The organism is Pseudarthrobacter sp. 10T415 (assembly GCF_056394175.1).
Genome location: NZ_JBFTHJ010000002.1, coordinates 275062 through 288740, shown reverse-complemented (window position 1 = coordinate 288740; position 13679 = coordinate 275062). Strand labels below are relative to the sequence as shown.

Annotated in this window: 7 protein-coding genes; 5 read left to right on the top strand and 2 right to left on the bottom strand. The window is 68.1% G+C overall.

The features are described 5' to 3' along the window. Window positions 1–3219, top strand: coding sequence for an ATP-dependent helicase (locus AC1DBN_RS04105; protein ID WP_477722729.1), 3219 nt, complete (start codon window positions 1–3; stop codon window positions 3217–3219). Then, window positions 3216–6719, top strand: coding sequence for an ATP-dependent helicase (locus AC1DBN_RS04100; protein ID WP_477722611.1), 3504 nt, complete (start codon window positions 3216–3218; stop codon window positions 6717–6719). Before AC1DBN_RS04105 ends, AC1DBN_RS04100 begins: the two co-directional genes overlap by 4 nt. A 30-nt stretch (window positions 6720–6749) precedes the next feature. Here the strand turns inward: AC1DBN_RS04100 and AC1DBN_RS04095 are convergent, their stop codons facing one another. Next, window positions 6750–8090, bottom strand: a complete 1341-nt coding sequence (locus tag AC1DBN_RS04095; RefSeq protein ID WP_091721532.1) for a macrolide 2'-phosphotransferase — start codon at window positions 8088–8090, stop codon at window positions 6750–6752. Between the two features lie 133 nt (window positions 8091–8223). Between AC1DBN_RS04095 and nudC the strand changes: the two genes are divergently transcribed. From nudC to AC1DBN_RS04080, 3 genes are all read left to right on the top strand, one after another. Beyond that, window positions 8224–9282 (top strand): NAD(+) diphosphatase, encoded by a 1059-nt coding sequence (gene nudC, locus AC1DBN_RS04090; RefSeq protein WP_091721530.1) that lies wholly within the window; start codon window positions 8224–8226, stop codon window positions 9280–9282. A 65-nt stretch (window positions 9283–9347) separates the two neighbouring features. Then, window positions 9348–11501 (top strand): ATP-dependent DNA helicase UvrD2, encoded by a 2154-nt coding sequence (locus tag AC1DBN_RS04085; protein WP_091721527.1) that lies wholly within the window; start codon window positions 9348–9350, stop codon window positions 11499–11501. Next, the gene (locus tag AC1DBN_RS04080) at window positions 11498–12133 is read left to right on the top strand and encodes a M48 metallopeptidase family protein (protein WP_091721524.1); all 636 of its coding nucleotides are present in this window, start codon (window positions 11498–11500) and stop codon (window positions 12131–12133) included. The genes AC1DBN_RS04085 and AC1DBN_RS04080 overlap by 4 nt, the downstream gene beginning before the upstream one ends. A gap of 30 nt (window positions 12134–12163) precedes the next feature. On the opposite strand, the gene AC1DBN_RS04075 is transcribed toward AC1DBN_RS04080, so the two are convergent. Next, a complete protein-coding gene (locus tag AC1DBN_RS04075) occupies window positions 12164–13555 on the bottom strand; it encodes a zinc-dependent metalloprotease (RefSeq protein ID WP_477722610.1) in 1392 nt (463 codons plus the stop codon). Between the last annotated feature and the right edge of the window lie 124 nt (window positions 13556–13679).

Here is a 13679-nt window from a genome sequence, read left to right as displayed (position 1 = left end):
ATGCTCTCCGGCTCCGGCCCCCTCAGGCTGCTTCCTCCGAGCCAGTCCCATGCCCAACGGCCCGCACTGACCCCGGACCAGCAAGCCGCCGTCGACGTCGCGGCCGGTTCCGGGCCTGTGCTGGTTCCGGGAGCTCCCGGAACCGGCAAGACCACCGTCCTTGTCGAGGCCGCCGTAGAACGGGTCCACCGAGACGGCCTTGACCCTGCAGGGATCCTGATCCTCGCCCCAACACGGCTGGCGGCGGACCACCTCCGCGACCGCTTCACCGCCCGTCTGGACAGAAGCCTTAGCACCACTCCCGCGCGGACCTGGGCCTCCTACGCATTCGACCTCATCAGGAGGGCCAAGGCTGAAGGCATCATCCCCCTTTCCAGGCCGCCGCGGCTCCTCTCGGGTCCGGAACAGGACCTGGTTATCAAGGAGCTGCTGGAAGGGCACCGGCTGCCCGGGCTGGAACTGCCCTGGCCCGCCGACCTTTCGGGTGCCCTGGAGACCCGCGGGTTCCGGCAGGAAGTCCGCCAGCTGTTCGACCGCATCATCGAGTCCGGCCGGACACCCGCCGACCTGGTGGAGCTGGGCAAGGCGTGTGGCAGGCAGGACTGGATCGCGGCGGCCGCCCTCTACAGCGAATACAGGGATGTGCTGGACCTGCGCATGCCGGAGGCTTTCGATCCGGCCGGCATCATCACCGCTGCCCGGCAGATCTTCCAGGACGCCCCGGAATTCCTCGCCGCGGAGCGACAACGGCTGCACCTGATCCTGGTGGATGACATCCAGGAAGCCAACCCTGCGGTCTTCGAACTGTTGGCAGACATCGCCGCCGGCAAGGACTGCCTGGTCACCTCTTCTCCGGACACCGTGGTCCAGGGGTTCCGCGGCGCCCGGCCCGATCTTGTGGCCGAGTTGCCCCGGCTGCTGTCGCCGGAGGCCCTGGTGCTCGAAAGGCCACTATGGCACGCCCACCGGCTGGCTCCCGCTGTCGCGGAAGCCTGGCTCGGTGTGGCAGGCCGCATCTCCCAGCGGGCCGGCGGCCAGCTTTCGCGCCGCCTGGAGCAAGGCTCCGCCGGCGATGATCCGGGCCGGGTTGAAGCCCATCTGGTGCCCTCGGCCGTCCACGAGTTGCGGTACGTGGCCCAGCGGATTCTCGACCAGCACATCGGTCAGGGCCGGCCCCTGACGGACATCGCAGTCATCGTTCGCAACGGCGGCCAGGTCAGCGAACTGCAGCGCTACCTGTCCGGGCAGGGCGTCCCTGTGCGGGTCCCGGTGGCTGAGTCGGCGGTGCGTGACGAAGTGGCCGTCCGCCCCCTCCTGGACGCCTATGCCATCGCCCTGGACCCCTCGCTCCTGACACCCGAAGCGGCGGTATCGCTCCTGACGTCCAGGATCGGTGGAGCCACCCCCCTTGAACTCCGGCGGCTCCGGCAATCGCTTCGGCGCGAGGAGCTGACGGGCGGGGGCGGCCGCGGCAGCGACTCCCTGCTGGTCGAGGCGCTCCTGGAACCAGGGGCACTGGGGAGCCTCGGGATTGAAGGCCGTGCCGCCCGCCGGACTGCCCGGATGATCCAGTCCGGCAAGGAAGCGGCAGGCCAGCCGGGGGCCAACGCCGAGTCTGTGCTGTGGGCCCTGTGGAGCGCCACCGGACTTTCCGCGGCCTGGACGGAAACCGCACTGGCCGGGGGACCGCACGGCGCCCGGGCGGACCGGGACCTGGACGCGATGATGGCCCTGTTCCACACGGCAGAGCGCTACGTGGACCAGATGCCCGGCGCCGGCCCGGAACAGTTCCTGGAATATCTCCTGAACCAGGAGCTGCCCATGGACACTCTCGCCGCCCGTGCCCAGGTGGACGACGCCGTCGAACTCATGACCCCGGCCAGCGCCGCGGGCCGCCAATGGCCAGTAGTCCTCATCGCAGGCCTGCAGGAAGGGGTGTGGCCCAATACCAGGCTCCGGGGGGAGCTCCTGGGCAGCACACTCTACGCTGACGCTGTTGAGCACGGGACGGCCTACGCCCTGCAGCGCGACCCGCTCAGCCGGCTGCGCGATATCCGGTATGACGAACTCCGCAGCTTTTCCACTGCCGTCTCCCGTGCGGAGGAACTGCTGATCTGCACTGCTGTGGCCTCCGAGGACGACCAGCCGTCGTCGTTCCTGGACTACGCGGCACCGTTGGCCCCGGGTGGGGATGCACGGAGCTTCACGGCAGTTGAACGGCCCATGACGCTGCGTGCCCTCGTCGCGGAGCTTCGCCAGCACGCACAGCTTGAGGGCGCCCAGGCGCAGGAGGCGGCGAAGGTCCTGGCAGGCCTCGCGGCCGCCGAGCCTCCGGTCGCGGGCGCCCATCCGGACAGCTGGTGGGGGATTCAGCCGCTCACATCCGCCGACGCCGTGGTGCCGCCGGGCGGCACGGTGTTTGTCTCCCCCTCAAAGGTCGAATCCGTGCAGAAATCACCGTTGGACTGGTTCGTCCAGGCAGCCGGCGGCGAAGCGGCGACGGACTTTGCCCGCAGCCTCGGCACACTGGTCCACGCCATCGCCCAGGACATGCCTGACGCGTCCGGCCACGAATACGTTGCAGAGCTTGCCCGGCGCTGGCCGCAGCTGGGAATGAAAGACAACTGGGAGGGCAGGCTCGACCACCAGAGGGCCGAGGCCATGGTGCGGAAGCTCGCCCAATACGTGCTGGCGATGCGCGGCAGCGGACGCAGCCTGCTCGGCGTGGAACAGGACTTTGACATTGCCCTGGGAGAAGTGTTGCTCGATGACGCATCTCCGCGGGAAGCAGTGCTCCGCGGCCAGGTGGACCGGCTCGAAATCGACAGCGAGGGAAGACTGGTCATCGTCGATCTGAAAACAGGGAAACGGCAGCCGGGGAAGACTGAATTGGCCAGCCACCCGCAGCTGGGCGCCTACCAGGCCGCCGTCCTCGCCGGCGGTTTCGGCGATGGCAGCGACACCGGGCAGGTGCTTCCCGGCGGGGCGGTCCTTGCCCAGCTGGGGACAACGGCGAAGTCGCCCGCTGTCCAGGAACAGGAGCCGCTGGACCCGCAGGACAACTGGGCGCTCGACATGGTCAAGGAGGCCGCAGCCGTCATGGGAGGCAACACGTTCGAGGCCAGGCACGACCCCGGTAAGGGAAGCTTTGGCGGACACGGCTGCCGGCTACCTGAGGTCTGCCCGCTCTGTGCCCGCGGACGGCAGGTGACCGAATGAGCCAGGATGTGCAGGCGCCCCTCGACGGCCGGCCAACCGCCGAACCTGCTGACGCCGAATTCCCGCCGCCCGTGCGTTTCAGCCCTGAGGAACTTTCGGTCCTGCTGGGGGAGAAGAACGTCCCCACCACGGAGCAGTCGGCAATTATCTCCTCGCCGCTGACGCCGCGTCTGGTCATTGCAGGGGCAGGTTCGGGCAAGACCGCCACCATGGCGGACCGTGTGGTGTGGCTCGTGGCCAACGGCTGGGTCCGGCCCGAGGAAGTCCTCGGTGTGACGTTTACCCGGAAAGCCGCCGGCGAACTCGCGTCGCGGATCAGGGCCAAACTCGTGGCGTTGCAGCGGGTGGCGTCCCGGGACACCGGCGCACCGCTGTTTCCGGCCGGGATGATCAGCAGTGACGCCCTTGAGCCCAAGGTCTCCACCTACCATTCCTTCGCCAGCGGCGTCGTGTCGGACTACGGGCTTCGGCTCGGCGTCGAGCGGGACGTGGTGCTCCTGGGCGGGGCGCAGGCGTGGCAACTCGCCACCGAAGTCGTCGAGGCGTACGACGGCGAGTACGGCCACTTCCGCGCGGCCAAGTCCACCCTCGTGAAGGCCGTCGTCCAGCTGGCCGGCGAATGTGCCGAACACCTGCAGGAGCCCGAGGAGGTGGAGGCCTGGCTGATGGCCCGGCTTGCCGACTATGAGGCGCTGCCGTACCTCGCCGAGAAGCAGAAGAATCCGCCCCAGGCAGCCGCGGACATCGCACGCATGCTGAGGACGCGGGCCAGCGTGGCGGACATGGTGGGCCGCTACACGGATGCCAAACGCGCCAGGGGAGCGCTGGACTTCGGGGACCTGGTTTCCCTGGCCGCCCGGGTGGCCCGCGATGTTCCCCTCGCGGCACACATGGAGCGGCAGCGGTACAAGGTGGTGCTGCTTGATGAATTCCAGGACACCTCCTATGCCCAGCTGGTCCTGTTCTCGCGCCTGTTCGGCGGCGGTCACGCCGTCACTGCGGTGGGCGATCCCAATCAATCCATCTACGGATTCCGGGGCGCCTCGGCAGGGCAGCTGTTCCACTTCGTTCGCGAGTTCCCGGTCCGCACCGGCCCGGCGGAAGGCCCCGCCCGGTGGGAGCCGGCCCCCACGTCGTACCTGACAACGGCCTGGCGGAACGGCAAGTCGATCCTGGCCGCCGCCAACGTCATGTCTGAATCCCTGGCCAAGGCAGAAGCGCAGCGCGGACCGGCCGGCGGGGGAGCCACAGCCGCGGCCAGCGTGCCGCCGCTGCAGCCCAGTCCGTTCGCAGTGGAGGGCAGGGTGGTCCTGGGGCGCTTCGCCAGCGACGCTGAAGAGGCCGCTGCGCTCGCGGACGATGTCCTGAAGTACCGGGTCACTGACTTTGAAACCAAGACGGACGGATCGTCGGTGGCCCCGGCGCTCGCCGTCCTGTGCCGGCGCCGTGCCCAGATGGAAACGATCCGCCGGCAGTTTGAGGCACGCGGCATTGCCTACGAAATTGTAGGGCTCGGCGGGCTCCTGGATACCCCGGAAGTGGTGGATCTGGTGGCCACCCTCAGGGTCCTGGCCGACCCCGGCAGGTCCGATGCTTTGATGCGCCTGCTGGCCGGTGCCCGCTGGCGGATTGGACCGGCAGACCTGATGGCGCTGCGCGACTGGTCCAGCCACCTGGCCCGCCGGCGCGGGCAGCTTTCAACAAGTCCGGAGGGTGATGAACCCGGGGACGACGACGGAACGGTCCCGGAGTCTGACCTGACCGACGGCGCCAGCCTGGTCGAAGCCCTTGACTGGCTGCCCCGCGAGGGCTGGACCTCCTCCGCCGGGCGGTCCCTGACGGAGGTTGCCCGCGGGAGGCTCCAGCGTCTGTCCGTCGAGCTGCGCCAGCTTCGTGGCTACCTTGGCGATGACCTCACCACCCTGCTAGGCGAAGTTGAACGGGCCATGCTCCTCGACATCGAAGTTGCGGCCGTGCCCGGTGTCAGCATCCACCAGGCCCGGCGGAACCTCGACGCCTTCCAGGACGCTGCTGCCGGGTTCCTGCGCACCTCCCACAGGGTGGACATCCTCGCGTTCCTTTCGTGGCTCGAGGCAGCAGCTGCTGAGGAAAACGGCCTCGAGGCCCCGCCCGGGGACGTGAACCGGGAAGCCGTCCAGCTCCTGACGGTTCACGCCTCCAAGGGGCTGGAATGGGATGCGGTGTTCGTTCCGGGGCTGAACGCCGGGGCTTTCCCCACCGACAAGGATTCACGCTGGAGCAGCGGAACCGCTGCGCTTCCGTGGCCGCTTCGCGGGGACCGGTCCGACCTCCCGCAATGGGACCTGGACCAGCCGGACCAGAAGGGCTGGATCGATGCCGAAAAAGACTTCAAGGCAGCCGTGCAGGTACACGGTGAATCGGAGGAACGCAGGCTTGCCTACGTGGCCTATACCCGGGCAAAACATGTCCTGTGGGTGTCCAGCGCTGCCTGGGTAGGCTCGCGGTCGGGCCGGAGCACCATGTCCCCCTTCCTTGCCGAACTGGAAACCTTGGCGGTGCCGGCGGCCGGATCACTGGCCCGTGCAAGCGTGCATCCCCTGTCACTCGATGAAGAAGCCCTGCCGGAAAACAGCCCTCTGACGCTGGAAACGGAAGTGGCGGGCTGGCCTTACGATCCCCTGGAAGGACCAATTGATCCCCGTTCGGGAGAACGGCTCCGTCTCTCCGGAGGGCGCAGGGCACCCATGGAAGCCGCCGCAGCGAGGGTGCTGGCCGAACTGGAAAAAGGGCCCGCCAATCTCCTGGCCCAGCAGGACCCGGCCAAAAACCCCGGATTGGCCGGCCCGGCAGCCGGCTGGGCCCGGGAAGCTGCGTTGCTGCTGCAACGCCGTTCACGCCGGTCCCAGGGACAGGACGTCCACCTGCCAACCCACATCTCTGCTTCCACCCTGGTTGACCTGGAGGAGGATCCGGCGGCCGTGCTGGCCAGGCTCCGCCGGCCCGTACCAAGAGAACCTGGCATGTCCGCCCGCAAGGGGACAGCCTTCCACGCATGGGTGGAGGACTACTTCGGCTCCGCGGGAATGCTCGACCTCGGCGAGGCCCCAGGGTCTGATGACCACATTGATGCCGCTTACGACCTCGACGCCATGGTGGCAACTTTCCGGTCTTCGGAATGGGCCGACCGGGCGCCTGCCTACGTGGAAGTTCCGGTGGAAACCCGGGTGGGCGACGTGGTGGTGCGTGGTCGGATCGATGCTGTGTTCCGCGACGCCGACGGACGCTGGGATCTGGTCGACTGGAAGACGGGGCGAAGGCCGTCGGGCGCGCGGCTCAAGACGCGGGCCGTACAGCTTGCTGTCTACCGGCTTGCCTGGGCGCGGCTCATGGACGTTCCAGTTGAATCGGTACGGGCAGCGTTCTTCTACGTGGGAGACAACGAGGTAGTCCGGCCCCACGATCTCGGGACAGCAGCAGAACTTGAAGGGATCGTTGCCGCGGCTGTTGCCAACCAGTAACCGTTCGCTGCCGGGCTCGGCAGCGAACGGTTACTGGCCGGGGTTGGTTTTGATGACGGAAAGGGCCGCAGTGGAGGTATCGTCTCCTGCTCTGCCGGCGCCCTGGTCCGCGTCGGCCGGGGAAGCCGTGTCGCTGCCGTGCTCCGTGGCCGGCACGCCCTCGCCCTTTGCTGCTGCGGCAGGCGCCTCAGGAATCCTGGTCACGTGAACTGCTGCTTGCGCCGGCAACGGAATGGCGGAAACTGAGGGCTGGACCGGCACCGGAACAACCGTCACGGCGGGCATTCCCGCCGCCGGGCCGCCGTCGAGCGCTTCCTGCGTGGAAGAACCCGCGTGGGACTGGCCCTCCGGGGACTGGGTGTCCGATGCGGTGCCGGCGCCCGAACCTGCCGGCGCCACGTCGGCCGTCTGCCCTGGCTGGATTGGCGGCTGGGGTTCGACACTGATGGGTTGGCCTCCGTGCTCCGCGATGTCAGCGGCCAGCGTTTCAAGCATGCCCTCTGCTTCGGCCACCATTTCGGCGTCCCCCGCGGCGATGCCCTTGACCAGGTACTGGGCGAGGGCAAACTCCGCAGACAGGGCTGCCCGGCGCAGCAGGTGCGCGTCCGGGGTGTCGCGGCGGCTGGCGGTGTAGCCAGCCAGGACTGCGTCAACAAAGTCCTGTTCGTTGGAGGCCACCAGCCATGCGAAATCGTCGGCGGGGTCGCCGATCCGCAGATCGGTCCATCCCGTGACTGCCGTGACGCGCTGGCCCTCCACCAGGAGGTTGTCCTCGTGCAGGTCGCCGTGCACCACGCAGGGATTGAAGCGCCAGAGCGACACGTCTTCCATGGCGTGTTCCCAGCGCAGCAGCAGCGCCGAAGGAATTTTGCCGGTGGTGGCCGCCTGGTCCAGCTCATTAAGGCGCCGCTGGCGGAACTCATTGGGGGTGTAGCTGGGCAGGTCGGCGTTGCTGACCAGCGACCTCGGAAGGTCATGGATGGCTGCCAGGGCAGCGCCGATCTCCCGGGCCAGCGGAGCCGGGCCGGCGGTGAGGTCCTCAACGCTGCGGGTGCTGCCGGCCAGGTGCGAGTAGACGAAGGTGCTCAGGGTTCCCAGCCGGACGCTGCCAGCCACCGTGGGCATGAGGAACGGCAGTTCAGCCCGGATGGCAGGAGCGAAGGCACGAAGGACGAGGAATTCCGTTTCCAGCCGGGCGCTGGCTTCCGCATGGCGGGGTGACCTGACGCGCCAGCGTTTGCCTTCGGAGTCAAGGAGCAGCGCCGAGTCGAAGTCCGCGGGATCATCCGGAGCGGAGCTAACTGCCGTCGGGGTCAGTCCGGGGACTGCTGCGGTTGCAACGGCTGCCAGTTCAATCGGTTTTCTTCTCACCGTCCCACGGTAGATTGCCCGCCGTCCAAGACGCCGGTCCGGTAGCGGCGAGTCTCCAGATACGTGCAAAACAGGGGGATACCCAACGGGGCCAAAATGTTCAAATGTCAGTCCCAGTCAGTACGGTGGAGTCATGAGCCACGCGGAGTCTGCCACGCCCGTCCACCAGGAAACGCCCGCCCAAGGGCAACCAGCCATCATGCCGGACGGGCCGGGACTCCTGGCTGCCAACCATCTTCGCGACACCCTGCTTCCGGTGCGGCCCGCCCTGGTGGACAGGGGCTCCACGGAACGGATGAAGGCAGGAATGGTGGAAGAGCTCCTGGCCGCTCCGGACACCCTGGCGGTTGTGTTGGCAGGCAGGCAAGGGCTGGTGAGCGGGGGCAGCCTGCTCCTTTCCAACGCCCGCTCCCTGCACGCGGAGCTGGCGGCGGCGGGTACCGTTCCGGAGCTGATGGTTTACCTGGGTTCCGCGTTGCCGGCGGCCGATCTTCCCACGGGGACGGAACTGCTGCTGTTCGTGCTGCCCGCCCCGGTCGAGCCGGGAACGGCAGGCGTTCCCGAAGAGGCTTCATGGGCCGGGTTCCGTGATGTGGCCGCCGGCCTGGGTCCCACGGCGACAGCGCTCTTTGTGGAGGCGAGTGCCATTGCCAACTGGCACGCCGGCCATACGCACTGTCCGCGGTGCGGCACGCCCACTGAAGTGCAGGCCGGAGGCTGGGTGCGGCGTTGCCCCGCGGATTCGTCCGAGCACTATCCGCGGACAGATCCTGCCATCATCGTGACGGTGGTGGGCCCGGATGGCCGCCTGCTCCTGGGCGGCGGGGGGCCGGCCGACGCAAAAAACTTCTCCACCCTGGCCGGCTTCGTCGAACCCGGGGAGTCGCTGGAACAAGCCGTGGTCAGGGAGCTGTTCGAGGAGGTGGGTGTCCGCGTGAAAGCCTGCCAGTACTTGGGCTCGCAGTCGTGGCCTTTCCCCGCCTCCCTTATGCTTGGATTTACCGCCGTCACCGATGACGCCGTGGCAACGCCCGACGGCGTGGAGGTCACCAGGGCGCGCTGGTTCAGCCGGGAGGAACTCCAGGACGCCGTGCTCAGCGGCGAGATCACCATTTCCAGCAGGCTCTCCATCGCCCGGGCACTCATTGAACACTGGTACGGCGGCCGGATCCGGGACCTCGCCGACGTCTGAGATCCATATTCACAAGACTGGCGCGGCAGTCGAACAAAGCAGCAACGGGACACAGAGCAATAGACGTGACTACAGACAACTTCACCGGAGCCCTTTCGCAGGACGGTACTGCCTCACTGGAGGACCGCATCCTGGGCGGGCTGGACGCCGAACAGCGCGAGGTGGCCAGCACCCTGAACGGACCCTTGTGCGTCCTGGCAGGTGCCGGAACCGGAAAAACCCGGGCCATCACCCACCGCATCGCCTATGGGGTCCACTCCGGCGTCTACACACCGCAGCGGCTCCTGGCCGTGACTTTCACGGCGCGGGCCGCGGCGGAGATGCGAAGCCGGCTCCGGGACCTTGGGGCAGGCAACGTGCAGGCCCGGACGTTCCATGCGGCGGCGCTGCGCCAGCTGCAGTTCTTCTGGCCGCAGGCCGTTGGCGGCACGCTGCCGAACCTCCTGGAGCACAAGGCACAGACCCTGGCGGAGGCTGCCCGCCGGCTGCGGCTCAGCACTGACAGGGCTTCCATCCGCGACCTCGCCTCGGAAATCGAGTGGGCCAAGGTTTCCATGCTGACCCCGGCCAACTACCTGGAAAACGCCCAGGACAGGGGCGCCCCGGGCGGCTTCGACCTCACCGCCGTGGCCCGCGTCTTCCAGTCCTACGAGGACGTGAAGACAGACCGCAACGTCATCGACTTCGAGGACGTCCTCCTCATCACCGTGGGGATACTGCAGGAGGACGAGAAAGTGGCTGCCACCGTCCGGGAGCAGTACCGTCACTTCGTGGTGGACGAGTACCAGGACGTTTCGCCCCTGCAGCAGCGGCTGCTGGAGCTTTGGCTCGGTGGCCGGGACGAACTCTGCGTGGTGGGCGACGCAAGCCAGACCATCTACTCCTTCACCGGCGCCTCGCCCCGGCACCTCCTGGATTTCAAGGCCCGGTACCCGCAGGCCAACGTGGTCAAGCTGATCCGCGATTACCGGTCCACACCCCAGGTGGTGAAGCTGGCAAACGACCTGCTGGGCGGACGTCGCAGCGGTGGTCCGGCAGCGGATGCCGCGTGGGCCGCGCCCCTGCAACTGGTGGCGCAGCGTCCCGCCGGCCCGGTGCCCACCTTTACCGAGTGCACCGACGACGAAGCCGAGGCGGCCACCGTCGCCCAAAAGATCAAGGCACTGCTCGACGCCGGCACCCCGGCAAGCGAAGTTGCCATCCTTTTCCGCACCAACGGGCAGTCCGAGGCCTACGAGCAGGCACTGGCCGCCGCCGGCATCGGCTACCAGCTCCGCGGCGGCGAGAGGTTCTTTGCCCGCAAGGAAGTACGGGACGCCATCCTCCAGCTGCGTGCCGCCACCAGGGCGGTGAGTGAAGAGGGAGCCAGCGAACCGCTCGGGCAGTTGGTCCGGGACATCGTCTCCTCCCTTGGGTATACGGACTCCGCCCCGCACAGCGGCGGTGCACTGCGGGAACGGTGGGAGTCCCTGGCGGCACTGGTGGCCCTCGCTGATGAGCTGGTCCAGGTCCGTGGACCGGAGTTCGGACTGGCGGACTTCGTCAACGAACTCCAGGAACGTTCGCTCGCCCAGCACGCCCCCACAGTGCAGGGCGTCACCCTGGCGTCCCTGCACGCCGCAAAAGGCCTGGAATGGGACGCGGTGTTCCTGGTGGGCCTCAGTGAAGGCCTGATGCCCATCTCCTTCGCCGATTCCCCGGAATCGGTGGATGAAGAGCGCCGGCTTTTGTACGTCGGCATCACCCGTGCGCGGGAGAACCTTTCCCTGTCCTGGAGTACGGCGCGGACGCCGGGCGGCCGGGCAAACCGGAAACCGTCCAGGTTCCTTGACGGACTCCGTCCCAATTCCGTGGCCACGTCCAGCACCCGCGGGAAGGGCCCGGCTCCACGGCGGAAGGCTGCCGCCCCGGCAGTGTGCAGGGTCTGCGGCAGCATGCTGTCCTCCGGCGCGGAGCGCAAGGTGGGACGGTGCAATGCGTGCCCGCCCAGCTACGAGGAACAGACGTTCGAAGCCCTGCGGACCTGGCGCCGTGAAGTGGCACTCTCTGCCGATGTGCCAGCGTTCGTGGTCTTCACCGACGCCACCCTGACCGCCATCGCCGAGGCGAGGCCGGCATCAATCGAGGACCTTGCCGGCCTGGCGGGTGTGGGTCCATCAAAGCTTGAGAAGTACGGCGAAGACGTCCTGCGGGTGCTGACCGAGAGCACCGAGCTGTGAGGTCCGGCGGGCCGCCCACACTGACCACAGCCGACGGCGCGCCGGTGGAGGTCAGGCGGTCTTCCCGCCGGACCCGTACGGTGGCTGCGTTTTGGGAGGATGGGACTGCCGTCGTCGCCATCCCTGCGCGGTTTACCTCGGCCCAGGAAACCGAGTGGGTTCGGCGCATGCTGGCAAAGTTGCAGCGGCAGGGGGAGCGGCGCAGCGCGGCGGGCAGGAAACGGCCGGCGTCCGATGCCGCCCTCGCGGCCCACGCCGCCCACCTTTCTGCCCAGTACCTGGGGGGACGGTCAGCTCCGGCTTCCGTCCGGTGGGTCAGCAACCAGAATTCACGTTGGGGCTCCGCCACCCCGGCGGAGGGCACCATCCGGCTTTCGGACAAGCTGAAGCCGATGCCCCAGTGGGTCATTGACTATGTCCTGCTGCACGAACTCGCGCACCTCCTCGTGGCCGGGCACAACGCCGCGTTCTGGAAGCTGCTCGAGGCGTACCCGGAAACGCAGCGGGCGAAAGCATTCCTTGAAGGGGTGTCCTTTGCCTCCGCGCGCGGCCTGGCCAACGGCCGCGGAGCCGGAGACGACAAAGCCGGCGCCCTGCCGGAGCCCGAGGGCTGGCCGGAGGACGCCGACTAGGTGGAATGCGCTGCCGCCGCAGCGGGAAGGTCAGGCCTTCGGCTGGGTACCTTCGCCGCCGTCGTCGGTGGCTGGGGCATCAAAACCACCACTGAGCAGCTTCTGCAGGGCATCGTCCACTTCGCTGTCGCTGGCCTCTGCCAGCTTGCGGCGGGCGCTGAAACCCTTGGGATCGTCCAGGTCCTCGGCGGTGGGCAGCAGGTCCGGGTGGTGCCAGATGGCGTCCCGGCCTTCGACGCCGCGCTCGTCCTTGAGGGCGGCCCACAGCGTGGCCGCGTCCCGGAGGCGGCGCGGCCGCAGCTCCAGCCCCACCAGGGAGGCGAAGGCATGTTCTGCCGGGCCGCCGGTTGCGCGGCGCCGCCGGACGGTTTCACGCAGCGCGGCAGCGGAGGGGAGCACATTCTCGGTGGCCGCGGCCGTCAGTTCGTCCACCCAGCCTTCCACGAGGGCCAGCGCCGTTTCGAGCTTTTCCAGGGCCTGCTCCTGCGCAGGGGTGCGCTTGGGCATGAAGACACCCTGGGAGAGGGCTTCCTGGATTCCCTCGGGGTTGCTCGGATCCAGGTCCCGGGCCAGCTCTTCGATGCGCGAGGTGTCGATGTGGATGCCGCGGGCATATGCCTCAATGGCTCCGAGGAGGTGCCCCCGCAGCCAGGGGACCTGCACGAACAGCCGGGCGTGGGCGGCCTCACGCACTGCCAGGAACAGCCGGATGTCGTTTTCCGGCAGGGACAGGCCATCCCCGAAAGCGGCAACGTTGGCCGGCAACAGGGCCATTTCCAGATCCGCAAGCGGCACGCCGATATCAGTGGAGCTGACAACGTCTGCCGAGAGTGCGCCGATGGCCTGGCCCAGTTGCATCCCGAAGATGGCGCCGCCCATGTTCTGCAGCATCGAGGAGGCGCCGCCCATCATGGACTTCATTTCCTCGGGCATCTGCTCCGTCATGGCGGAGGAGAGGGCATTGGCAATGCTGTTCGCCACGGGCTCCGTCAGCCGCTTCCAGGTTCCCAGTGTTGCCTCGACCCACTCCGCACGCGACCAGGCCCGCCCGATCAGTCCGGTGGACGGCAGGTCCGTGACCGGGTCAAGCCACAGCTCCGCCAGGCGAAGGGCCTCATCCACCTCCCGGGACTGCTGGGAGGTAACCGACGGATCGGAGCTGCTCGCGGCCACTCGCCGTGCATTGTCGTGTGCCAGCGTCCAGTTGACGGGCCCCTCGGACGGGGCACTCATCATGGCCTGGACCTGGGAGAACATCTGGGCCAGCAGGTTGGGATCGTTCGGCAGGCCGGCAGCCTTTGCGAGCTCGGCCGGATCGAAGTTTTCCATGCCCTTGCCGCCCATCAGGTTCTGCAGCATCTCGGCCAACGGATCCTTGGGGGTATCGTCGCCGTTCGAAGAATTGTGTGGGTTGGAGGTCATGATCCCGCCGATCGTCGGTGTGACTGGTGCTCAACCTTCACGGTACCCCGGCCATCCGCGGCTGTCTGCCGCACCGGCTTGACGTTCGCTGTGGGCAAAGAGCCCCCGGGTCCTGCCACCGCGT